The 22,444-nt window shown below is 66.1% G+C and carries 18 protein-coding genes and 1 pseudogene; 15 read left to right on the top strand and 4 right to left on the bottom strand.

Going from position 1 to position 22,444, the window contains the following annotated elements:
• Positions 1 to 242 precede the first annotated feature (242 nt).
• Both A6A40_RS19455 and A6A40_RS19450 read left to right on the top strand, forming a co-directional pair.
• A complete protein-coding gene (locus A6A40_RS19455) occupies positions 243 to 3,401 on the top strand; it encodes a response regulator (protein ID WP_108547547.1) in 3,159 nt (1,052 codons plus the stop codon).
• A gap of 64 nt (positions 3,402 to 3,465) precedes the next feature.
• A pseudogene (locus A6A40_RS19450) lies at positions 3,466 to 3,693 on the top strand (transposase); the annotation flags it as partial.
• 114 nt (positions 3,694 to 3,807) lie between these two features.
• Here the strand turns inward: A6A40_RS19450 and A6A40_RS30460 are convergent.
• Positions 3,808 to 4,647: a hypothetical protein gene (locus A6A40_RS30460; protein ID WP_146191593.1), complete on the bottom strand. Its 840-nt coding sequence runs from the start codon at positions 4,645 to 4,647 to the stop codon at positions 3,808 to 3,810.
• 559 nt (positions 4,648 to 5,206) lie between these two features.
• On the opposite strand from A6A40_RS30460, the gene A6A40_RS19440 reads away from it, so the two are divergent.
• From A6A40_RS19440 to A6A40_RS19410, 7 genes are all read left to right on the top strand, one after another.
• Positions 5,207 to 6,100, top strand: a complete 894-nt coding sequence (locus A6A40_RS19440) for an SMP-30/gluconolactonase/LRE family protein (RefSeq protein WP_108547544.1) — start codon at positions 5,207 to 5,209, stop codon at positions 6,098 to 6,100.
• Positions 6,101 to 6,102: 2 nt separating this feature from the next.
• Complete coding sequence (locus A6A40_RS19435) at positions 6,103 to 7,053, top strand: LysR family transcriptional regulator (RefSeq protein ID WP_108547543.1); 951 nt, start codon at positions 6,103 to 6,105, stop codon at positions 7,051 to 7,053.
• A 194-nt stretch (positions 7,054 to 7,247) separates the two neighbouring features.
• Entirely contained in the window at positions 7,248 to 7,784 is a 537-nt protein-coding gene (locus A6A40_RS19430; protein ID WP_108547542.1) for a formate dehydrogenase subunit gamma, read from the top strand.
• Entirely contained in the window at positions 7,781 to 9,361 is a 1,581-nt protein-coding gene (locus tag A6A40_RS19425) for a formate dehydrogenase beta subunit (protein WP_108547541.1), read from the top strand. The genes A6A40_RS19430 and A6A40_RS19425 overlap by 4 nt, the downstream gene beginning before the upstream one ends.
• A gap of 23 nt (positions 9,362 to 9,384) precedes the next feature.
• Positions 9,385 to 12,240: a formate dehydrogenase subunit alpha gene (gene fdhF / locus A6A40_RS19420; protein ID WP_108547540.1), complete on the top strand. Its 2,856-nt coding sequence runs from the start codon at positions 9,385 to 9,387 to the stop codon at positions 12,238 to 12,240.
• Positions 12,241 to 12,260: 20 nt separating this feature from the next.
• Complete coding sequence (gene fdhD, locus A6A40_RS19415) at positions 12,261 to 13,088, top strand: formate dehydrogenase accessory sulfurtransferase FdhD (protein ID WP_108547539.1); 828 nt, start codon at positions 12,261 to 12,263, stop codon at positions 13,086 to 13,088.
• A gap of 24 nt (positions 13,089 to 13,112) precedes the next feature.
• Positions 13,113 to 13,340, top strand: coding sequence for a formate dehydrogenase subunit delta (locus tag A6A40_RS19410; RefSeq protein ID WP_108547538.1), 228 nt, complete (start codon positions 13,113 to 13,115; stop codon positions 13,338 to 13,340).
• A gap of 13 nt (positions 13,341 to 13,353) precedes the next feature.
• Here the strand turns inward: A6A40_RS19410 and A6A40_RS19405 are convergent, their stop codons facing one another.
• Both A6A40_RS19405 and A6A40_RS19400 read right to left on the bottom strand, forming a co-directional pair.
• Positions 13,354 to 13,734 carry a VOC family protein gene (locus A6A40_RS19405; RefSeq protein ID WP_108547537.1) on the bottom strand — a complete coding sequence of 127 codons (381 nt, stop codon included), beginning with the start codon at positions 13,732 to 13,734 and terminating at the stop codon, positions 13,354 to 13,356.
• A gap of 7 nt (positions 13,735 to 13,741) precedes the next feature.
• Positions 13,742 to 15,247, bottom strand: coding sequence for a L,D-transpeptidase family protein (locus A6A40_RS19400; RefSeq protein ID WP_108547536.1), 1,506 nt, complete (start codon positions 15,245 to 15,247; stop codon positions 13,742 to 13,744).
• A gap of 414 nt (positions 15,248 to 15,661) precedes the next feature.
• On the opposite strand from A6A40_RS19400, the gene urtA reads away from it, so the two are divergent.
• From urtA to urtE, 5 genes are all read left to right on the top strand, one after another.
• A complete protein-coding gene (gene urtA / locus A6A40_RS19395; protein WP_236783954.1) occupies positions 15,662 to 16,912 on the top strand; it encodes an urea ABC transporter substrate-binding protein in 1,251 nt (416 codons plus the stop codon).
• A 136-nt stretch (positions 16,913 to 17,048) separates the two neighbouring features.
• Positions 17,049 to 18,671: an urea ABC transporter permease subunit UrtB gene (gene urtB, locus A6A40_RS19390; RefSeq protein WP_108547534.1), complete on the top strand. Its 1,623-nt coding sequence runs from the start codon at positions 17,049 to 17,051 to the stop codon at positions 18,669 to 18,671.
• Between the two features lie 4 nt (positions 18,672 to 18,675).
• On the top strand, positions 18,676 to 19,836 hold the full coding sequence (urtC, locus tag A6A40_RS19385; RefSeq protein ID WP_108547533.1) for an urea ABC transporter permease subunit UrtC: 1,161 nt from the start codon (positions 18,676 to 18,678) through the stop codon (positions 19,834 to 19,836).
• A gap of 3 nt (positions 19,837 to 19,839) precedes the next feature.
• A complete protein-coding gene (urtD, locus tag A6A40_RS19380; RefSeq protein WP_108547532.1) occupies positions 19,840 to 20,586 on the top strand; it encodes an urea ABC transporter ATP-binding protein UrtD in 747 nt (248 codons plus the stop codon).
• A 14-nt stretch (positions 20,587 to 20,600) separates the two neighbouring features.
• A complete protein-coding gene (gene urtE, locus A6A40_RS19375) occupies positions 20,601 to 21,296 on the top strand; it encodes an urea ABC transporter ATP-binding subunit UrtE (RefSeq protein WP_108548032.1) in 696 nt (231 codons plus the stop codon).
• Between the two features lie 96 nt (positions 21,297 to 21,392).
• On the opposite strand, the gene A6A40_RS19370 is transcribed toward urtE, so the two are convergent.
• On the bottom strand, positions 21,393 to 21,785 hold the full coding sequence (locus A6A40_RS19370; RefSeq protein ID WP_108547531.1) for a DUF1842 domain-containing protein: 393 nt from the start codon (positions 21,783 to 21,785) through the stop codon (positions 21,393 to 21,395).
• Positions 21,786 to 22,254: 469 nt separating this feature from the next.
• Between A6A40_RS19370 and A6A40_RS31010 the strand changes: the two genes are divergently transcribed.
• On the top strand, positions 22,255 to 22,407 hold the full coding sequence (locus A6A40_RS31010) for a hypothetical protein (protein ID WP_167562498.1): 153 nt from the start codon (positions 22,255 to 22,257) through the stop codon (positions 22,405 to 22,407).
• The last annotated feature ends 37 nt before the right edge of the window (positions 22,408 to 22,444 follow it).

Below are 22,444 nucleotides of genomic sequence, written 5' to 3'. Positions count from 1 at the left end.
CGTCATCCTAGCCGAATCGGCGGCCGAACACGACAGCGGCGTGGTGCCGATCCCGCCGCCGGCATCCTTGTCCGGATCTGATCGGACGCTTCGACCGCCTTCTGTGGCAGGAGTATACAAAATGCCCAGATGACTGTTTCGAATCGCTTCTTTTTCTTGTTTGATTGCCTGTGTAGAAGTTCGTCCCGGATTTCGGACTCCGGAATTGGGGCGGGATCGGGATTGCCGCTGGGGGGCGGAGCATGGGAGCCGGCATCATCATCGCCCTTGCGCACGGCGTCGGCCTGCTGGCGCTGGTGCTGCTCGCCTACCGCTATGTGCTGCGGCGGTTCGGGGCGCGGCGCCTGCCCTTCGCCCTGCTGTCGGGGCTGCTGTTCGGCGTGGCCGCCGCCGTGTCGATGCTGGACGCCTATCCGCTGGAAGGCGGGGTTCTGATCGATCTGCGCAACGTGATGATCGGGCTGGCCGGGCTGTTCGGCGGCTGGCCCGCCGCCATGGTCGCCGCCGCCGCCGCGGGCGGGGTGCGGCTGTGGCTGGGCGGCATGGGCTCGCTGACCGGTCTGGCGGGCATCCTGCTGACGGCACTGGCGGCGCCGCTGCTGGCCCGGCCGCTGGAGCGGCGCGCCGCCGGCAACCGCGGAGAAGGGAAGGGGAAGGGGCAGGGGAAGGGGAAGGGCGCCTACGGCTTCGGCCTGCTGGCCCTGTTCGGCCTTGCCATCACCCCGCTGACCCTGCTGGCCTTCATGCTGCTTCCCGACCCCAGGCTCGCCCTGCGGGTGCTGGAGGAGACGGCGCTGCCGCTGACCGCCTTCACCGCGCTCGGCATCGGCCTGCTCGGCACCATGCTGGCGCGCGAGCACCGCCGCGTCGACGACGAGAACGCCCTGGCGGAGAGCGCCGCCCTCTTCCGCGCCGTGTTCGACAGTTCCGCCGACAGTCTGGCGATCGTCCGCGTCGGCGAGAATGGCGGCTTCACCCTGCACAGCGCCAACGCCGCCGCCCTGCGGGCGATGGGCGACCGCGCCGCCGACGCGGCCGGCAAGCCGCTGGACAGCCTGCTGCCGCCCGATCTGGCGGCCAAGGCGATGGCCGACCTGCAATCCTGCATCGACGCCGGCGCCCCCACCCGTTTCGAGGCGCAGCACACCCACCAGGGCGTCACCCGCTGGTGGGAGGTGTCGCAGGTGCCGATCCGCGATTGCAGCGGCGCCATCGTCATGCTGTCGGTCGGCGCCCGCGACATCACCCGCCGGCACGAGGCCGAGCGCGCGATCCGCGCCAGCGAGGCGCGCTACCGCCTGCTGGCGCGCGGCGTCACCGACATCATCGGGCGCATCGGCCTGGACGGCGTGCGGAATTTCTGTTCGGAGGCGACGCGCGACAGCCTGGGCTGCGCGCCCATCGACCTGATCGGCCGCCCGCTGGTGGAGCGGGTCCACCCCGACGACCGCGCCGCCCTCTCCGCCGGTCTGGCGCAGCTGACCCCCGCCCGCCCGACCCTGAACACCACCTACCGCCTGCGCCATGCCGACGGCCGCTGGGTGTGGATCGAGGCGGCGGTGCGGCTCGTTACCGACGACTGGGGCGCGCCGCAGGATTACGTCAGCGTCGAGCGCGACGTCACCGCCCGCAAGATCATGGAGGCGGAGCTTCAGGACGCCCGCCAGGCCGCGGAATCGGCCAGCCGCAGCAAGACCGAGTTCCTGGCGAGCCTGAGCCACGAGCTGCGCACGCCGATGAACGCCGTCATCGGCTTCGCCGACCTGATCGCGCGGGAGTCGGAGGGGCCGGTCGGCAACGCCCATTACCGCGACTTCGCCGTCAACATCCGCGACAGCGGCCAGCATCTGCTGGAGCTGATCAACGAGATCCTCGACCATGTGCGGGCGGAGGCCGGGCAGCTGGTGCTGGAGGACGAGCCGGTCGATCTCGACGCCGCCGCCACCTTCGCCATCCGCCTGCTGACCCCGCGCGCCGCCCGCGCCGGCATCGCCCTTTCGGCAACGGTGGATCCCGCCGCCCGCTTCCTGCGCGGCGACGAGCGGCGCCTGCGCCAGATCCTGCTGAACCTGCTGTCCAACGCCGTCAAATACACGCCCTCCGGCGGCGCCGTCTCGCTGGCCGCCGGCCCCGCGCCGGACGGCGGCCTGCTGCTGGAGGTGCGCGACACCGGCATCGGCATTCCCGAGCAGGATCTGGGCCGCGTCCTGCAGGCCTACACCCGCGTCGAGAGCCCGGCCAACCGCCAGACCGAGGGCGCCGGGCTGGGCCTGCCGCTGACCCGCCGGCTGGTGGAGCTGCATGGCGGCACCATGACCCTGTCGAGCCGGGTGGGGCAGGGCACCACCGTCACCCTCCATTTCCCGCCCGACCGTCTGGCCGACGAGAGCGGCGGCAGCGTCCGCCCGCCGTCGGACCGGCCCGGCCTGTCGATCCTGATGGTGGAGGACGACCACAACATCCTGGAGAACGGCTGCGCCCTGCTGCGCAGCTGGGGCCACCGGGTGATCGGCGCGTCCGGCGCGGGCGAGGCCCTGCCGGTGCTGCAGGGGCCGGAGCCGCTGGACCTGCTGTTCAGCGACATCGTGATGCCGCCGGGCATGAACGGGGCGGAGCTGGCGCGCGAGGCGCGTCGCCTGCGCCCCGACCTTCCGGTTCTGCTGGCCTCGGGCTTCGCCGCCCATGCGGTGGTGGCCGACGACGTGGCGCTGGGCGGCTACGACCTGATCGCCAAGCCCTACGACCCGCTGGAACTGCGCGACCGTCTGGCCCGCCTGCACCCGCTGGTCCCGTCTCCGCCCCCGGCCCCACCCCTGGCCCCGCCGCAGCCGTCCGCCCCGCCGCCGCCGCCCATCGCCGAGACCGTGCCCGAGGCCGCGCCTGAGGCCATGCCCGAGCCCGCCGCCGAGCCCCCTGCCGAGCCTTCAATCCCGCTGGCCGCCCTGCCGTCCGCCGCAACGCCCGGCCCCGCGGCATCGGCGCCGGGCTCCTTGCGCATTCTGGTGGCGGAGGATGTGGAGATGAACCGCCTGCTGGCCGTCACCCTGCTGAAGCAGGCCGGCCACAGCGTCTCGGCGGTGGAGGACGGGGCGCAGGCGGTTGCGGCGGCAGCGGCGGCGGATGGGCGCGAGCCGTTCGACGCGATCCTGATGGACGTGAACATGCCGGTGATGGACGGTCTGGAGGCGACGCGCGCCATCCGCGCCATGCCCGGCCCGGCCGGCCGCGTCGCCATCGTGGCGCTGACCGCCAACACCTTCCCCGACGACATCGCCCGCTGCTACGAGGCCGGCATGGACTGCCATGTGCCCAAGCCCATCGACCGCGTGCTGCTGCTGACCGAGATCGCCCGCTGCGTCGCCTCGCGCCGGGCGGTGGAGGCGATGGGGGGTGGGGGGTAGTGGAGTGGGGTTGGCTTTTGCAGGTTACGTCCGCTTTGTGCCGGAAGTGCACGTTATCGATACGCTGATCGACAAGGCCGATTTCCCCGACTGCACCGTCGAGGTGATTCGGCGAACCGATACCGAACCAGGGGTCAAGGTCGTGCGGCGACGCTGGGTCGTCGAGCGGACCTTCGGATGGATGACACGCTGGAGACGTCTGGTTCGCGATTGTGAAGCGTATACCGACGTCTCCAGCGGCATGATGCAGCTCTTGGAGGTGCTCATGCTACTTCAACGAGTCTGTCAATGAAGCGGTTGTCAAACAGACTCTTATCGCTGAAGCAGCTTTCAAACGGGCTCTTGCCTTAGTTTGGGAGCTTCGAGAAAAAGCTCCCAAACTAAGGGTTTTCTGCGCAATGCGTATCTATTGATTTCTGTTATTTAGGAATTTAACGTACCGGATTTCATCCTCTTCCAAGGGTTCGCTTTTGTATTTATTGTTCGCAATAAAATAATCATACGATTCCTGTGTAGCTGAGAGAGTTATATCTGCAGAAAGAGTTACGCCTGACTTCTCAATGTTCACGGAGCGCTCCTTGAAGCCAAGATCAAACTCATATGCACGCTCAGTCAATTCCTGGTTTTTGCGTGTATTCGAGGGAGTTTTCGGAGAAGAGGAATTTACACTGATACCATCGCTGCTGATCCACCTATACGCAGCAAGTGCTAGAATGGTAAATGGAGCTAGAATCATAATTCCCGTCGTTGTAAGTGAAACTTCCAAAGCTCCAACGGTAACTGTCTCCCCCACTTTTAAATCCTTCAAAGCAAAAGATATTGCGGCAGACTCGACTCCTGCTGCATTTGGCTGTTCTGCTGAAAAAGGCCCGACAATTTTCCCGGGGCAAACTGACAGGTTTGTCGACGCTGGATAGCTCCCATTGTGAATTTCGTTTATTGTGAATTTCTCAAGGGGTTTTAGTTGGTAGGAAATGCAGTTTCCATTTGGATCGTTTGGAAATCCAATGTTATACGTCGTCTCATGAGACGTATTGATTGCTACAACAGAGAAATTACCACTGGAAACAGCAGTCTGTGGAGTCCATTTTCCGACAAAAATTACTTTGTCGCTATTTATTTCTTCTGTAAATATCGATCCTGATAATTCATCTTTATAGAGTCCGCCGCTTTTTATCGAAGAAACGGCTTGTGCAATTTTGCCAATTGTTAAAAATCCTTCAACAAGCGCGCTTGCGATACCCATGATCCGCTCCTTTTTGTGGAAAGTAAGCATTTACACGGTGTAAATACATATAAATAGTAGAAGACAATAAATTTACTTGGAACAAACCATTTTTGAATTTTTGCAATCAAATGAAACTTGATAAATCTTATTTAAACTGTGTATGTATGTGTGTATATAATTTTATGAATACATGGGAATGAAAGTTTTTTGCAAGATTTGTATTGATAACATTCTGTGGGCGGCAGGGCGTTGAAATGCATTTCGCTCGGCCGGGCGGTCACCTCCGGCGATCCCACCACCGTCCGCTGGATGGCCGAACGGCTCGGCCTGTTCGACGGCCTCGACCGCCTGGCCTCCAGGCGGCAAGCCGCCGGTCCTCCCCTCTGCCCGCTCCGCCGGCCGATGCGACATCCGCCGCATCCTGTTCCACGCCGTTCCACCCCTCTTCCACGCTCCCGATGAGGCCGCCGATACCCCCACCCTGACCGGCCCCGCCGGACTTTCCGACCGGGATGCTTGATCGCGCCGCCGATCTGTCCGACCCTGCGTGTCCGTTCGAATACCCGAGGATCACGCGATGACCGCCGGCCCCGCCTTTACCTGTGTGCTCGACGCCCGTGCCAGGCTGGGGGAGGGGCCGGTCTGGTCGGTGGAGGAGCAGGCGCTCTATTGGGTCGACATCAAGGGCCGGGCGCTGAACCGCTTCGATCCGGCCAGCGGGACCAATCATGCGATGGCCCTGCCGGAGGAGATCGGCTGCGTCGCCCCGCGCAAGGGCGGCGGCTTCATCGCCGGCCTGCGCTCCGGCCTGTGGCAACTGGATGGGGAGGGGAGACCGGTCGCCTGTCTCGCCGCCAATCCGGAGGACCAGGGCGCCAGCCGCTTCAACGACGGCAAGACCGATCCCGCCGGCCGCTATCTGGCCGGCACGCTGGACGAGCCCAAGGCCGGCGGCAAGGCGCATCTCTACCGCTATGACCGGCGCGGGCTGGCGGTGCTGGCCGGCGGGCTGCTGACCTCCAACGGGCTGGCCTTCAGCCCGGACGGGCGGACGCTCTACCATGCCGACACGCCCACCTTCACCGTGCGCCGCTACCGCTACGATCCGGCGACCGGTGCCGTCTCGGACGGCGAGGTCTTTGTCCGGCTGGAGCCGAAGGATGGCGACCGCGGCCGGCCGGACGGGGCAGCGGTGGATGCCGACGGCTGCTATTGGACGGCGCTCTACGAGGGCGGGCGGGTCGCGCGCTTCTCCCCCGAAGGCCGGCTGCTGTCGGAGCATCCGGTGCCGGCGCGCTGCCCGACCATGGTGGCCTTCGGCGGTGCCGACCTGCGCACCCTCTACGTCACCACCGCCAGCGCCGGCCGCCCCGCCGACGAGCTGGAGCGCCTGCCGCAGTCCGGCGGCCTGTTCGCCATGACGGTCGATGTGCCGGGCCTGCCGGTCCCGCCCTTCGATCCGGCGGTCTGATCATGTTCCGGAAGTTCGTCTATCTGCTGGCCCTGGCGCGCGAGAAGCATTTCGGCCGCGCGGCGGAAAGCTGCCACGTCTCGCAGCCGACCCTCTCCAACGCCATCCGCCAGCTGGAGGAGGAGCTTCAGGTCCCCATCGTCGAGCGCGGCCAGAAGTTCGAAGGCTTCACGCCGGAGGGGATGAAGGTGCTCGAATACGCCCGCCGCATCGTCGGCGAGCGCGACAACCTGCGTCACGAGCTGCTGGCGCTCGCCCAGGGCGTCACCGGCCATCTGCGGGTCGGCGCCATTCCCTCGGCCCTGCCGGTGGTCCCCCATGTGCTGACGCCCTTCACCACCCGCTTCCCGCACATCCGCTCCACTGTCGTCTCGCTCAGTTCGCGCGAGATCCAGCGCGGGCTCGACGAATTCGAACTCGACGCCGCCATCACCTATCTCGACAACGAACCGCTGAACAACGTCCGCACCCTGCCGCTCTACACCGAGCGCTACCACCTGCTGGCCCGTCGCGACGACCTGTCCGACGAGCTGATCGCCGAGGGAGCGGTCGCCTGGGAAACGGCGGCCGAACTGCGGCTCTGCCTGCTGACCCCGGACATGCAGAACCGCCGCATCGCCGACACCGCCTTCCGCATGACCGGCCGGACGGTGCAGCCGGCGATGGAGACCAACTCCATCGTCACCCTCTACACCATCGTCCGCGCCGGCAGCTGCGCCAGCATCGTCCCCGGCCAGCTGCTGACCTTCGTGCCGCCGCACCCGGACATCGTCGCCCTGCCGCTGGTCGACCCCGAACTGAGCCACGTCGTCGGCCTCGCCTATGCCGACCGCGACCCGCCGCCGCCGCTGGCCAAGGCTCTGGCGGTCGCCGCCGCGGATGCCGACATTGCCCAGCGCGTTGCCATCGGCGTCGCCGAGGCGATGATCCCCTGGCGGGTGGCGATCCGCTGACGGGCTGCTCTTGATAGCCAAAAGCTATCGCCCCATCGGAAAATACAATTTGCTGGCATACCGTATCCTCCGCCACTCTGATGGTGCCGGGCGCTGAGAGACTCCCGGAAAAAGCCAACAGAGCCAAGCCAGAACGACGCCGACCCAAGGGGAGAACCCAAGTGCGGCGCGGACGATCGCAAGGAGGGATACCCGTGAACGCAAGCCATCCGTGGAGCGCTGAGCGCGCCATGACGATTGTCGAAGACAATCGGCATCTGCGCGGCGCCCTGCTGCCGATCCTCCACGCCCTGCAGGAAGAATTCGGCTACATCGACGAGGAGGCGATCCCCCTGCTGGCGACGGAGTTGAACCTCTCGCGCGCCGACGTGCATGGCGTGGTGTCCTTCTATCACGAATTCCGCCGCGAAAAGCCGGGCCGCCACATCATCAAGGTCTGCCGCGCCGAGGCCTGCCAGTCGATGGGCGCCAACGCGCTGGTCGACCACATCAAGAAGCGGCTCCAGGTCGATTTCCACGGCACCACCGCCGACGGCGCCTTCACGCTGGAACCGGTCTTCTGCCTGGGCAACTGCGCCCTGTCGCCCGCCGTCATGATCGACGAGAACCTGCATGGCCGGGTCTCGCCCGACCGCTTCGACGAGCTGGCGGCCGAGACGCGGACCAACCCGCAGGCCCACAACCAGATCCCCCGCGCCGTCAGCCACTCCCATAAGGGTCACGCCCAATGAGCGGCCATCTGATCACCGTCTTCGTCCCGCGCGATTCCGCCGCCCTGTCGGTCGGCGCCGACGGCGTGGCCGCCGCCATCCGGGCCGAAGCCGCCAAGCGCGACATGCCGGTGCGCATCGTCCGCAACGGCTCGCGCGGCATGCTCTACCTGGAACCGCTGGTCGAGGTCGAAACCCCGGAAGGCCGCGTCGCCTACGGCCCGGTCACGGCGGCCGATGTCCCCGGCCTGTTCGACGCCGGCTTTCTGACCGGTGGGGAGCATGCGCTGGGCCACGGCCTGACCGAGGAAATCCCCTATTTCAAGAAGCAGGAGCGGCTGACCTTCGCCCGCTGCGGCATCATCGATCCGCTGTCTGTCGAGGACTACCGCGCCCATGGCGGCTTCCGGGGCCTTGAGAACGCGCTGGCGATGTCCCAGGCGGAGATCGTCAAGGCGGTGACCGACAGCGGCCTGCGCGGCCGCGGCGGCGCCGGCTTCCCCACCGGCATCAAGTGGAACACGGTGATGCAAGCCAAGGCGGACGAGAAGTTCGTCTGCTGCAACGCCGACGAGGGCGACAGCGGCACCTTCGCCGACCGCATGATCATCGAAGGCGACCCCTTCTGTCTGATCGAGGGCATGACCATCGCCGCCATCGCGGTGGGCGCCACCTCCGGCTACGTCTACATGCGGTCGGAATACCCGCACGCCACGGCGACCCTGCGCCATGCCATCAAGCTGGCCTATGACGAGGGCTGGCTCGGCGACAACATCCACGGCACCAACCGCAGCTTCCACCTCGACGTCCGCGTCGGTGCCGGCGCCTACATCTGCGGCGAAGAGACCGCCATGCTGGAAAGCCTGGAGGGCAAGCGCGGCATGGTGCGCGCGAAGCCCCCGCTGCCGGCGCTGGAAGGCCTGTTCGGCAAGCCGACCGTGGTCAACAACGTGCTGTCGCTCTGCTCGGTGCCGATCATCCTCGACAAGGGCGGCGAGTATTACCGCGACTTCGGCGTCGGCCGCTCGCGCGGGACGCTGCCTTTCCAGCTCGCCGGCAACATCAAGAACGGTGGCATCGTCGAGAAGGCCTTCGGCATCACCCTGCACGAGCTGCTCTATGATTTCGGCGGCGGCACCATCACCGGCCGGCCGATCCGCGCCGTGCAGGTCGGCGGCCCGCTCGGCGCCTATCTGCCGCCCTCGCAGTTCGACCTGCCCAAGGATTACGAGGCCTTCGCCGCCCAGGAAGCGATGGTCGGCCATGGCGGCATCGTCGTCTTCGACGACAGCGTCGACATGGCCCAGCAGGCCCGCTTCGCCATGGAGTTCTGCGTCGCCGAATCCTGCGGCAAGTGCACGCCCTGCCGCATCGGCTCGACCCGCGGCATGGAGACGCTGGACAAGATCATCGCCGGCAAGAATGTCGATGCGAACCTCGAACTGCTCGCCGACCTCTGCGACGTGATGGTGGACGGCTCGCTCTGCGCCATGGGCGGCATGACGCCCTATCCGGTGCGCAGCGCGGTGAAGCACTTCCCGGAAGACTTCCGCAAGAAAACGCACGCCGTCCGCGTCACCCACATCGCCGCCGAATAACGAGCGACCCAGGAGCACCCGAGATGACCCTCATCCACGAGACCGACTACGGCACACCGGCCCGCGTCTCCGAGACCCTGGTGACGCTGGAGATCGACGGCCGCAGCATCACCGTTCCCGAAGGCACCTCCGTGATGCGCGCCGCGATGGACGCCGGCATCACCGTGCCGAAGCTGTGCGCGACGGACAGCCTGGAACCCTTCGGCTCCTGCCGCCTCTGCGCGGTGGAGATCGAGGGACGCCGGGGCACCCCGGCCTCCTGCACCACCCCCGTCGCCCCCGGTATGAAGGTGTTTACCCAGACCGACAAGCTGGCGAAGCTGCGCCGCGGCGTGATGGAGCTGTACATCTCCGACCACCCGCTGGATTGCCTGACCTGCGCCGCCAACGGTGACTGCGAGTTGCAGGACATGGCCGGCGCCGTCGGTCTGCGCAACGTGCGGTACGGTTTCGACGGCGAAAACCATCGCGCCGCCGCCAAGGACGAAAGCAACCCGTACTTCACCTTCGACGCTTCCAAGTGCATCGTCTGCTCGCGCTGCGTCCGCGCCTGCCAGGAGACCCAGGGCACCTTCGCGCTGACCATCGACGGGCGCGGCTTCGCCTCCTCGGTGTCGCCGGGCGCCAAGGAAAACTTCATGGACAGCGAGTGCGTGTCCTGCGGCGCCTGCGTCCAGGCCTGCCCGACCGCGACCCTGACCGAGAAGTCGATCATCGAGCACGGCCAGCCCGAACACAGCGTCATCACCACCTGCGCCTATTGCGGTGTCGGCTGCTCCTTCAAGGCGGAGATGCGGGGCACCACCGTGGTGCGCATGACCCCGTGGAAGAATGGCGGCGCCAACGAGGGGCATTCTTGCGTCAAGGGCCGCTTCGCCTGGGGTTACGCCACCCACAAGGACCGCATCATGAAGCCCATGGTGCGCGAGCGGATCACCGACCCGTGGCGTGAAGTGTCGTGGGAGGAGGCGATTGCCTACGCTGCCGAGCGGCTGAAGGCGGTGCAGGCCAAGTACGGCCGGGGCTCCATCGGCGGCATCACCTCGTCGCGATGCACCAACGAGGAGGTCTATGTCGTCCAGAAGATGATCCGCGCCGCCTTCGGCACCAACAACATCGACACCTGCGCCCGCGTCTGCCATTCGCCGACCGGCTACGGACTGTCGCAGACCTTCGGCACCTCGGCCGGCACCCAGGATTTCCGCAGCGTCGACAAGTCCGACGTCATCCTGGTCATCGGCGCCAACCCGACCGACGGCCACCCGGTGTTCGGTTCGCGCATGAAGAAGCGCCTGCGCGCCGGGGCCAAGCTGATCGTCATCGATCCGCGCCGCATCGATCTGGTGCGCAGCCCGCATGTCCAGGCCGAATACCATCTCCAGCTCCAGCCCGGCACCAACGTCGCGGTGGTGAACGCCATCGCCCACGTCATCGTCACCGAAGGGCTGGTCAACCGCTCCTTCGTCGAGGGGCGTTGCGACCCCAAGGAGTTCGCGAAGTGGGAGGCGTTCATCGCCGAACACCGCAATTCGCCGGAATATCTGGAATCGCGCACCGGCGTCCCGGCCGATCAGGTCCGCGCCGCCGCCCGTCTCTACGCCACCGGCGGCAACGCCGCGATCTATTACGGCCTGGGCGTGACCGAGCACAGCCAGGGCTCCAGCACCGTGATGGCGATCGCCAACCTCGCGATGGCGACCGGCAACATCGGCCGCGAGGGCGTCGGCGTGAACCCGCTGCGCGGCCAGAACAACGTGCAGGGCTCCTGCGACATGGGTTCCTTCCCGCACGAGCTGCCGGGCTACCGCCATGTCTCGGACGACATCGTCCGCCAGGAGTTCGAGACTGCCTGGGGCGTCACGCTGGATCCGGAACCCGGCCTGCGCATTCCCAACATGTTCGACAGCGCGCATGACGGCAGCTTCCGCGGCCTGTTCGTCCAGGGCGAGGACATCGTCCAGTCCGATCCCAACACCACCCACGTCACCTCGGCGCTGGAATCCTTGGACATCGTCATTGTCCAGGACCTGTTCCTGAACGAGACGGCGGCCTTCGCCCACGTCTTCTTCCCCGGCACCTCCTTCCTGGAGAAGGACGGCACCTTCACCAACGCCGAGCGCCGCATCAACCGCGTCCGCAAGGCGATGCCGTCCAAGGTCGGCAAGGACGAGCATTGGGTCGCCTGTGCGCTGGCGACGGCGATGGGCTACCCGATGCACTACAACAGCACGTCCGAGATCATGGACGAGATCGCCCGGCTGACCCCGACCTTCCGCGGCGTCAGCTTCGAGAAGCTCGACCGCGTCGGCAGTGTCCAGTGGCCCTGCACCGGGTTGGAGGACGACGACACCGGCATGGCGATCATGCATGGCGAGAGCTTCGCCCGCGGTCTCGGCCGCTTCGTGATCACCGAATATGTGCCGACCGACGAGCGGACGACACGGATGTATCCGCTGGTGCTGACCACCGGCCGCATCCTCGCCCATTACAATGTCGGCGCCCAGACCCGCCGCACTGCCAATGTGGCGTGGCATCCGGAGGACGTGCTGGAGATCAACGCGGTGGACGCCGAGATCCGAGGCGTGAAGGACGGCGACATGGTGTCGCTCGCCAGCCGCATGGGGGCGACGACGCTGCGCGCCGTCATCTCCGACCGCATGCCGGCCGGTGTCGTCTACACCACCTTCCACCATCCGGTGACCGGTGCCAACGTCATCACCACGGAAAATTCGGACTGGGCGACCAACTGCCCCGAATACAAGGTGACGGCGGTGCAGGTCGCCCGCAGCAACCAACCCTCGGACTGGCAGGTCGACTATGCGAAGAACGACGTCGAGCGCAAGCGCATCGCCGCCGCCAACGTCCTCGCTGCCGAATAATCTCCTGGGGAGTGGGAAACATGACCGCGATGCCCTCTGGTTCCATTAGTCCCGACGACAGCCTCATGTGCTCCATCGCCGTCACCGGCACCGGCTTTTCCGCCGGTGTCGGGGCGGAGGAGGGCGCGGATGTCGAATGGCAGGTGCCGGAGGAAACCGCGGTCGCCTTCGAATACAACGGCCGATCCCACGCCGTGATGATGGCGACGCCTGCCGATCTGGAGGATTTCGCGCTGGGCTTCAGCCTGGCCGAGGAGATCGTCGGGGCAGCCACCGACATCGAGGATATGACCGTGCGGGAAACGCCGCTGGGCTTCGTCGTCAACCTGACGGTCGACCCGCTGCGTCTCCTGCGCGGAAGTCTGCGCAGCCGTTCCATGGAGGGGCGGAGCGGCTGTGGCCTGTGCGGCGTGGACAGTCTTGTCCACGCCGTTCGGGAGCCCCGCAGGATCGAAACCACGCTGGAGGTGGACCCGGCCGCCGTGGCCGCCGCCTTCCGCGCCCTGCCGGACCACCAGCCGATGAACCGGGCCAACCGCTCGGTCCATGCCGCCGCGTGGTGCGCGCCCGATGGTGCCATCCGGTTTGCCCGCGAGGATGTCGGCCGCCACAACGCGCTGGACAAGCTGATCGGCGCTGTCGTCGCTTCGGGCGCCGACCCGGCCACCGGCTTCGTGGTGATGACCAGCCGGTGCAGCTTCGAACTGGTGCAGAAGACCGCTGCGGTGGGCATCCCGTTGCTGGCGACCATCTCCGCCCCGACGGCGCTGGCGCTGGAACTGGCGCGCAACGCCAACCTGACCCTGGGTGCGCTGTCGCGCCGCGACACCGTCATCCTGTTCCGCTGAAATCAACCCATTCCGGAGACACCGATGAGCCACACGAACCATGCCAAGGATCTGGTCCGGATGGCGAACCAGATCGCCGTCCATTTCGCCACCTACCCGCATGACGAGGCGGTGACGGAGACTGCGACACACATTCGCAAGTTCTGGGATCCGCGCATGCGCGCCGGCCTGTTCGCCCATGTCCAGGCCGGTGGAGCAGCCGACCTGCACGAGGTCGCCCGCGGCGCGGTCGGGATGCTTCAGGCGCGGTGAGGGAACAACGCGCTCAGACGTAGTTTGCGATCTCGACCAGATTGTCGTCGGGGTCGCGGATGTAGACGGATCGGATCGGCCCGGTGGCGCCCGTGCGGCTCACCGGGCCTTCCTCTATGGCGATGCCGCGGGCCTGGAGTTCCGCGATCACCTGCTCCAGCGGCGTGTCGGCGATCAGGCAGAAATCGCCGCTGCCGGCGGTCGGGCGTGCCGCCTTGGGTTCGAACTCCCGTCCGACCTCATGCAGATTGATCTTCTGCGCGCCGAAGGACAGGGCGTGGCGGCCGCCTGCGAAGGTGACGACCTCCATGCCCAGAACCTCGCGGTAAAAGGCGCAGGTCGCCTCGATGGAAGCGACCGTCAGCACGAAATGGTCGACGCGGCTGATCTGCAAGCCGGCCTCACATCCCCGTCGATGCCGGCAGCGGCTTGGCCGGCGCCGGGACCGAGGCGGAGGACAGCGGCGTCGGCGCATGGGCGGCCGGAACCGGCAGCGGCGCCGGCTTGGACAGTGGGCGCGGCGTCGATACCGGTGTCGGGGCCGTGCTGCCCGGCGGATTGGCCGACATCGCCGGAGAGCCCGCCCCAGACTGGCCGGCCGGGGTGGAGAGGGTGGGGGGATCCTCGTAGATGTCGGGATGGACGCGAACCACGCCGGCGGTATCGACCGAGGCGTTCCAGTAGACGAAGCGCACGGGGATGGCGTTCGGCAGGCGGATCGTCTTGGTCTCTCCGGTGTCGAGCTGCTGGCCGATGCTGGCCGGAGTCATCTTCGCGGCCCCCAGCAGGGTTTCCGCCATCATCCGGGCATCCTCCAGCCGGACGCAGCCGGAACTGGCGGCGCGCAGGTCGCGGCTGAAGAGGCGCGGATCGTTGGTGCCGTGCAGGAAGATGCCGTCGCCGTTGGTCAGGTCCAAGCGGAAGCGGCCCAGCGCGTTGTCGTCGCCCGGCTTCTGGACGATGCGGACACGGCCGGGATCGACCCCCCACCAGTTGACCGACTGTGTGTTGACGACCTCCGTTCCGTCCAGATAGACGGCGGCGTTCTTGATGCCGGTGGTGCCCTTCTTGCGCAGGGCCGGCAGCTTGTCCTCGCTCAGCACAGTTGGCGGGACGGTCCAGGTCGGGTTGATGGTGACGCTGGTGACCTTGTCCTGCAGCAGAGGCGTCTTGCGCGACGGCCGGCCGACCACCGCCCGCATGGTGAAGCTCGGGCGGCCACGTTCGATCAGGGTGACGGACTGGCCGGGCAGGTTCACCAGGATGGTGGTCTCGGGAATGGAGGCCTGCTGCGCCCGCATCGCCGCGGCGGCGCGGCGCAGAAGCGCCACGGTCTGCGCCGGCGTGCGGTCCATCGCCTGTCGCGTGACTTCGCCCACCTTGCCGTCGGGCTGCAGCCCTTCAGCCAGCTGGAAGGCGCGAACGGCGGTCTCGACATCGTCGTTGAAGCTGTCGGTCCACTTGTCCGCGGGCAGATAGCCCAGCTCGATCAGGCGGCGCGCCACCTTGCCGACGCGGTCGGCCAACGGCGAGCGCGCAGTGATGACCACCGGCGGCGCCGGTTCCACCGGAGCCAGGCCCGGCAGGGTGGGTGCCTGTGCCTGTTGAACGTCGGCCGGCGGCAGGTCCACGGCCGGAGCGACGCTCTCGATCATGCCGCCGTCACCCTTCTTGACGACGGCGCCGTAGCCGATGCGGGTCGCCTGCGCCTTGGGCGCGTTCTGGATTTCCAGCGCACGCTGTTCCAGCGAGGTTGCCCAGCCGGCGATCAGCGACGGCTTCGCTGCATGTGCCGCATCCTTCGGCGTCACGGCCAGAGCCGGACCGCCCAGGGCGACACCGGCCAACCCACCGACCATCAGCAGGGCAGCGGAGCGGCGGGAGAGCAGGCGGCTGTGATCATGCATGGCGATGGGACCGGAACGTGAACGGAAAGGATCGAATGTTGCAACCTTCGACAAGCCTTCCGTGATTCGCAAGCGACATTTGGTGACGACAGGCCTGCTGTTCACACTGTTGCTCCCTTGCATCGCGGCACCATGGGCGCCGTGACGTGGCGGTTACACGCTTTCGTCCATACAGGTCGACGCCTCAGGGCCGACTTTATTCCGGACCTTCGTACGGGGGTAACGCCGGCGATGCCCGGCGGTGGCCGTATGTGTCATTTGACGTAGATACGGTCCTTCGCATGCGCGGTAGCTTTTCTTCCGACGATGTGGCGAAGCCCCGGAGCAACCGGGGCACCAGAGGAAGGGGGCAACTTCATGCGGACCAAGCAACTGACGTCGAGCTTCGGGATCAGCGCGCTGGCCGGTCTGGCCATGGGCGCGATGGCTGCGATGTCCGCGCCGGCGATGGCGCAGGACACGATCAAGGTGGGCATCCTGCATTCCCTGTCCGGCACGATGGCGATCAGCGAGACGACGCTCAAGGACGTCATGCTGATGCTGATCGACGAGCAGAACAAGAAGGGCGGCCTGCTGGGCAAGAAGCTGGAGCCGGTGGTGGTCGACCCCGCCTCCAATTGGCCGCTGTTCGCCGAGAAGGCGCGCGAGCTGATCAGCAAGGACAAGGTGTCGGCCGTGTTCGGCTGCTGGACCTCGGTCAGCCGCAAGTCGGTGCTGCCGGTGTTCGAGGAGTTGAACAACATCCTCTTCTACCCGGTCCAGTATGAGGGCGAGGAGTCCTCCCGCAACGTCTTCTACACCGGCGCCGCGCCGAACCAGCAGGCGATCCCGGCCGTCGATTACCTGATGCAGAAGGAAAAGGTCCAGCGCTGGGTGCTGGCCGGCACCGACTACGTCTATCCGCGCACGACCAACAAGATCCTCGAAGCCTACCTGAAGGGCAAGGGCGTCAAGCCCGAGGACATCATGATCAACTACACGCCGTTCGGTCATTCCGACTGGCAGTCGATCGTGGCGGACATCAAGAAGTTCGGCTCGGCCGGCAAGAAGACCGCCGTCGTCTCCACCATCAACGGCGATGCCAACGTTCCCTTCTACAAGGAGCTGGGCAACCAGGGCGTCAAGGCGCAGGACATCCCGGTCGTCGCCTTCTCGGTCGGCGAGGAAGAGCTGGCCGGCATCGACACCAAGCCGCTGCTGGGCCATCTGGCTGCCTGGAACTACTTCCAGTCGGTCGAGACGCCGTCGAACAGCGACTTCATCAAGGCCTGGAAGGCCTACACCAAGAACGACAAGCGCGTCACCAACGACCCGATGGAAGCCCACTATATCGGCTTCAACATGTGGGTGAAGGCGGTCGAGGCGGCCGGCACCACCGAGCCGGACAAGGTCATCGACGCCATGGTCGGCGTGGCCGTGCCCAATCTGACCGGCGGCTATTCGGCGATGCTGCCGAACCACCACATCACCAAGCCGGTGCTGATCGGCGAAGTGCAGGAGAACGGCCAGTTCGACGTCGTCTCCAAGACCTCGGGCCTCGTCCCGGGCGACGAGTGGTCGGACTATCTGCCGGACAGCAAGGACCTGATCGCCGATTGGCGCAAGCCGATGTCCTGCGGCAACTTCAACGTGAAGACCGGCAAGTGCGGCGGCAAGGGGTCGTGAGGGCAGCGTTCCCTCTCTGACTTGACCCTTCCGACCTGAGTGGTTGCGACGCTTGCCCTTTCCCCTTTCCCGCCGGGCGGGGGAGGGGAGAGAGCAAGCGTTTCGCATATCTAACCCCCGCACCGAAGGACCCGCGATGCGACGCGCTCTCCGCTGGCTGATGGCGCTCTGTGTGGTGGTCGCCACATCGACCGCCGCCTATGCCGCCGACCTCCGTCCCCTCGTCCAGGCCCTGGGCAGCGGCGGCTATTCCGGAACCGAAAAGGCTCTGGCCCAACTGTCGGAGGCCGGCGACCCGGCTGCCGTGCCGGTGATCGAGGCGCTCCAGGCCGGCGACCTCTTCGTTCGCAAGGCCGACGGCACCGTGGTGATCGCCCGCAAGGCCGGCGACGCCTACACCCTGACCGACCCGCTGACCCGCGCCGCGCTCGGCGATGCGCCGGCTGCTGCGGTCGAGAAGATCCGCATCAACAATTCGCTGCGCCGCGCCATCAGCGCCTCGTTGGGCGCCCTCACCCTGATGAGCCCGGATGCCGCCGTCCGCCGCTCCGCCGCCGATGCGGTGTTCAAGAGCCGCGACGCCTCGGCGCTGGAGACGCTGAGCGCCGCCATCGCCAAGGAACAGGACAAGCGCATCCGCGCCGCCATGGAGCAGGCGCGTGCCGCCATCCTGCTGACCGGCGAGGCCGCGTCCAAGATGACCGACGCCGAAATCCAGTCGGCGGTCGACACGCTGACCGCCCGCGGCGACCGCGACGCGCTGGTGCTGCTGAACATGGTCGCCGGATCCGGAGCGTCCGACCTCACCAAGAAATCGGCCGCCGTGGCCGTCTCCACCCTGGAACAGAAGCTGGCCTTCTGGGCCGCACTGCAAAATCTCTGGTATGGACTGTCGCTCGGCTCGGTTCTGCTGCTGGCTGCAATCGGTCTTGCCGTCACCTTCGGCGTGATGGGCGTCATCAACATGGCCCATGGCGAGATGGTGATGATCGGCGCCTATACCACCTTCCTGGTGCAGGAGGCCTTTCGTGCCCACGCCCCCGGCCTGTTCGACCTGTCGATCCTGGTGGCGCTGCCTGCCGCCTTCCTCGTCTCCGGCGGCGTCGGCATCGCCATCGAGCGCAGCGTGATCCGCTGGCTCTACGGCCGTCCGCTGGAAACGCTGCTCGCCACCTGGGGCCTGTCGCTGGCGCTGCAGCAGGCGGTCCGCTCCATCTTTGGCCCGACCAACCGCGAGGTGGGGGCGCCCAGCTGGATGTCCGGCGCCTTCGAACTGGGCGGCCTGACCATCACCTACGGCCGTCTGTGGATCGTCATCTTCGCCTTCACCGTCTTCGCGGCCCTGCTGGTGGCGCTGAAGCGCACCTGGTTCGGCCTGTCGATCCGCGCCGTGACGCAGAACCGGCCGATGGCCAATGCGATGGGCATCCGCACCGCAAGGGTGGACGCGCTGACCTTCGGTCTCGGCTCGGGCATCGCCGGTCTGGCCGGGGTGGCGCTGAGCCAGATCGACAATGTCAGCCCGAACCTCGGCCAGGGCTACATCATCGACAGTTTCATGGTCGTGGTGTTCGGCGGGGTGGGCAACCTGTGGGGCACGCTGGTCGGCGCGCTGACGCTGGGCTCCATCAACAAGTTCCTCGAACCCTACGCCGGTGCGGTGCTGGGCAAGATCCTGGTGCTGATCTTCATCATCCTGTTCATCCAACGGCGTCCGCGCGGCCTGTTCGCGCTGAAGGGCCGCGCGGTGGAGGCCTGATCCGATGCTGCTTCGCTTTTTCCTGCTGGGGCTGGACCGCAAGGCCGGGATCGTGTTGACGATCCTCGCAGTCCTGGCGGTGGCGGTCCCGGTGATGACGCTGTGGGTGCCGGCGGACTCGCCCTTCCACCTGTCGGTCTTCACCGTCTCGCTGCTGGGCAAATACCTGTGCTTCGCGCTGCTGGCGCTGGCGCTTGATCTGGTGTGGGGCTATTGCGGCATCCTGTCGCTCGGCCATGCCGCCTTCTTCGCGCTCGGCGGCTATGCCATGGGCATGTACCTGATGCGGCAGATCGGCCCGCGCGGCGTCTATGGCAACCCCGAACTGCCCGACTTCATGGTCTTCCTGAACTGGACGGAGCTGCCCTGGTATTGGTGGGGCTTCGACCAGTTCTGGTTCGCGGCGCTGATGGTGCTGGTGGTTCCGGGGGTCCTGGCCTTCGCCTTCGGCTGGTTCGCCTTCCGCAGCCGCGTCACCGGCGTCTATCTGTCGATCATCACCCAGGCGCTGACCTTCGCCCTGCTGCTGGCCTTCTTCCGCAACGACATGGGCTTCGGCGGCAACAACGGCCTGACCGACTTCAAGGACATCCTCGGCTACGACATCCAGGCCGACACCACCCGTGTCGCCCTGTTCGTGGCGACGGTGGCGGCACTGGCCTTGTCCTACATGATCGCCTCGGGCGTCATCGCGTCGAAGCTGGGCAAGGTGCTGGTGGCGCTGCGCGACGCCGAGAGCCGTGTGCGCTTCATGGGCTACGACACCGAAAGCTACAAGCTGTTCGCCTGGACCCTGTCGGCCTGCATGGCCGGCGTGGCCGGCGCCCTCTACGTTCCGCAGGTCGGCATCATCAACCCGTCGGAATTCGCTCCGGCCAGCTCGATCGAGGCGGTGATCTGGGTCGCCGTCGGCGGGCGCGGCACGCTGGCCGGCGGCATCCTGGGCGCGGTGCTGGTCAACATGGGCAAGAGCTATTTCACCGGCGCCCTGCCGGAGCTGTGGCTGTTCGCTCTCGGCGGCCTGTTCGTGGCGGTGACGCTGTTCCTGCCCAAAGGTCTGCTCGGCCTGTGGGGCCAGCTGACCGCGAAGCTGCCCCGTCGCAAACCTTCCGCCCTTCCCAACGCCCAGACCGCAAACCAGACCGCTGGCCAGAAGGGAGCCTGACCCATGAGCGCGGAATCGACCCTTCTCTATCTCGACGGCGTGTCGGTCAGCTTCGACGGCTTCAAGGCGCTGAACAGCCTGTCTCTGGTGATGATGCCCGGCGAGATGCGGGCGATCATCGGCCCCAACGGGGCCGGCAAGACGACGATGATGGACGTCATCACCGGCAAGACCCGCCCCGACACCGGCACCATTCTGTTCGAGGGCGACACCGACCTGACGAAGCTGCGCGAGGCGGCCATCGCCAATCTCGGCATCGGCCGCAAGTTCCAGCGCCCGACCGTTTTCGAACCTCACACGGTGTGGGACAATCTGGAACTGGCGCTGAAGGCTCCGCGCCGGCCGTTGAAGACGCTGACCTACGCCATCAGCCGCGACGACCGCGCCCGCATCGAGGACATCCTCGACATCACCCGCCTGTCCGCCCTGCGCAGCCGCCAGGCCGGCAGCCTGTCGCACGGGCAGAAGCAGTGGCTGGAGATCGGCATGCTGCTGGCCCAGGATCCGAAGCTGTTGCTGGTCGACGAACCGGTGGCCGGCATGACCGATGCCGAGACCGAACAGACCGCCGAATTGCTGTGCAGCATCGCCGGCAAGCATTCGGTGATCGTGGTCGAGCATGACATGAGCTTCGTCCGCGCGCTGGGGGTGAAGGTGACGGTGTTGGCCGAGGGCTCGGTCCTGGCCGAAGGCTCGCTGGATGCGGTCAGCGCCAATCAACAGGTCATCGACACCTATCTCGGCCGCTGACGGGAGACTCCATGATGCTCGACATTCGCTCTCTCGATCTGCATTACGGTGCCGCCCAGGCCCTGCGCGGCGTTTCCATGAAGGCCGAAATCGGCAAGGTCACCTGTCTGGTCGGCCGCAACGGCGTCGGCAAATCCAGCCTGCTGCGCGCCATCGTCGGGCTGAAGCCGGTGTCCGGCGGCTCCATCGGCTGGGATGGCGCCGACGTGACGAAGATGGCGCCGGCCGACCGGGCGCGCCGCGGCATCGCCTATGTCCCGCAGGGGCGCGAGATCTTCCCGCTGCTGACGGTGCGGGAAAATCTGCTGACCGGCTACGCCCCGTTGCCTCGTTCGCAACGTTCGATCCCCGACGAGGTGTTCGAGCTGTTCCCGGTGCTGAAATCGATGCTGGACCGCCGCGGCGGCGACCTGTCGGGCGGTCAACAGCAGCAGCTCGCCATCGGCCGCGCCTTGGTGACCCGTCCGCGCCTGTTGGTGCTGGACGAGCCGACCGAGGGCATCCAGCCGTCGATCATCAAGGATATCGGCCGCGCCATTTCCTACCTGCGTGACAAGGGCACCATGGCGATCCTGCTGGTCGAGCAGTATTTCGACTTCGCACGCGACCTTGCCGACGACTGGGTGGTGATGGAACGCGGCGAGGTGATGCTGTCCGGCCCGCGCAGCGGTCTGGACGAGCAGGAGGTGCGCAAGTACCTGACCGTTTGAACTGGTGCCGGCACCATGACCATAAAGAAAGGCCGGCGGGACGACCGCCGGCCTTTTGCCGTTTGAAATGATCTTTTGCTTATCCTGCCCGGCGGATCAGAGCGCCGTGACCGTGCAGTTGCTGATCGTGGTGCCGCCGAAGGTGAAGCTGCCGGTGCCGTTCCACGCCTTGTCGACGCTCAGCGCGGCGGTGAAGGTCTTGGTGATGGTGCCGATGGCCGGCGGTGGCAGCGTGTCGTAATAGACGCCGCTGACGGCCACCAGCTGCTGGTCCTGACCCAGGCCGGTGTGGTGGATGGTGCCGGTGACCGGCTGGACCACCACTTCGTTGAAGGGCGGGGCGGTGACCTGGACGATCAGTGCCTTGCCGTTCGGAATGTTGCCCGAGGCCGCTTCGACGGCGAGGTTCAGCGTCAGGACAGGCGCGCCGGCGGCGCCGTTGGACACGCGGACGGTGGTGACATAGAGATCGGCGATAGCATCGGACATTGCGTTTTCCTCAATTTCTTCAATAAAGCCGACGAATGATCGGCAAGAACATTAATCAATATCCGCATGTTTTGAGTCAACATGTGGAAATTTTTTGAAATGCACTCCTGTGTATTTATATATACGATGAAATCAATGCAAGCCCATGTCCTGAAATTGATTTTTGTTTTAAATTCAATGGTGTGTGAATTATTTTGTCGCAATATTTCGGCGGGGTCATGGGCCTTGCCAATTGCTTGCCGAATGGGTGGTATCGCTTTGTGTCGGAAGTCAGAGAATGTCCACGCGGAAGTGGTGGGCAAGCACAGAGAATATTGGAGAGCGTCCTGAAGGATGCTCATAAGAGGTATGGTTTACCGCTTGTGGTACATCGCAAGAGAGCGATGGGGAGGGCGCGGTCTTTAATGGTCGTTAAGGATCGTAACTGCATGATGGCCTCACCGTCATCTTGCTCATGGAGCAGCAGGCCATGTCGATCTACAACGCCACATCTTTCGAAGCCATCCCTTCCGCCGAGCCGAAAATCCGCAAGATGCGCGGATTGGCCCGTCTGACCGTCTGGACGGTGATGATCGGCGCGCCGTGGGTGGTGATCGTGGAGGCGGTGCGCCTGATCCTCTGACAGCTCGTCTCGGACCGGCGCACCCCCATCCTTCACC

Source organism: Azospirillum humicireducens (assembly GCF_001639105.2).
Classification (GTDB): Bacteria; Pseudomonadota; Alphaproteobacteria; order Azospirillales; family Azospirillaceae; genus Azospirillum; species Azospirillum humicireducens.
The sequence above is the reverse complement of the archived record's forward strand: the minus strand, read 5'-3'. Positions and strand labels throughout refer to the sequence as shown.

What these genes read in the sequence shown, in the direction of transcription:
- A6A40_RS19370 (WP_108547531.1), bottom strand. Translation starts at nt 21,785, where the DNA reads ATGTCCGATGCTATCGCCGATCTCTATGTCACCACCGTCCGCGTGTCC.
- A6A40_RS19440 (WP_108547544.1), top strand. Translation starts at nt 5,207, where the DNA reads ATGACCGCCGGCCCCGCCTTTACCTGTGTGCTCGACGCCCGTGCCAGG.
- A6A40_RS19435 (WP_108547543.1), top strand. Translation starts at nt 6,103, where the DNA reads ATGTTCCGGAAGTTCGTCTATCTGCTGGCCCTGGCGCGCGAGAAGCAT.
- urtA (WP_236783954.1), top strand. Translation starts at nt 15,662, where the DNA reads ATGGGCGCGATGGCTGCGATGTCCGCGCCGGCGATGGCGCAGGACACG.
- urtD (WP_108547532.1), top strand. Translation starts at nt 19,840, where the DNA reads ATGAGCGCGGAATCGACCCTTCTCTATCTCGACGGCGTGTCGGTCAGC.
- A6A40_RS30460 (WP_146191593.1), bottom strand. Translation starts at nt 4,647, where the DNA reads ATGGGTATCGCAAGCGCGCTTGTTGAAGGATTTTTAACAATTGGCAAA.
- urtC (WP_108547533.1), top strand. Translation starts at nt 18,676, where the DNA reads ATGCTGCTTCGCTTTTTCCTGCTGGGGCTGGACCGCAAGGCCGGGATC.
- A6A40_RS19455 (WP_108547547.1), top strand. Translation starts at nt 243, where the DNA reads ATGGGAGCCGGCATCATCATCGCCCTTGCGCACGGCGTCGGCCTGCTG.
- A6A40_RS19425 (WP_108547541.1), top strand. Translation starts at nt 7,781, where the DNA reads ATGAGCGGCCATCTGATCACCGTCTTCGTCCCGCGCGATTCCGCCGCC.
- A6A40_RS19410 (WP_108547538.1), top strand. Translation starts at nt 13,113, where the DNA reads ATGAGCCACACGAACCATGCCAAGGATCTGGTCCGGATGGCGAACCAG.
- A6A40_RS19400 (WP_108547536.1), bottom strand. Translation starts at nt 15,247, where the DNA reads ATGCATGATCACAGCCGCCTGCTCTCCCGCCGCTCCGCTGCCCTGCTG.
- fdhF (WP_108547540.1), top strand. Translation starts at nt 9,385, where the DNA reads ATGACCCTCATCCACGAGACCGACTACGGCACACCGGCCCGCGTCTCC.
- urtB (WP_108547534.1), top strand. Translation starts at nt 17,049, where the DNA reads ATGCGACGCGCTCTCCGCTGGCTGATGGCGCTCTGTGTGGTGGTCGCC.
- A6A40_RS31010 (WP_167562498.1), top strand. Translation starts at nt 22,255, where the DNA reads ATGTCGATCTACAACGCCACATCTTTCGAAGCCATCCCTTCCGCCGAG.
- fdhD (WP_108547539.1), top strand. Translation starts at nt 12,261, where the DNA reads ATGACCGCGATGCCCTCTGGTTCCATTAGTCCCGACGACAGCCTCATG.
- urtE (WP_108548032.1), top strand. Translation starts at nt 20,601, where the DNA reads ATGCTCGACATTCGCTCTCTCGATCTGCATTACGGTGCCGCCCAGGCC.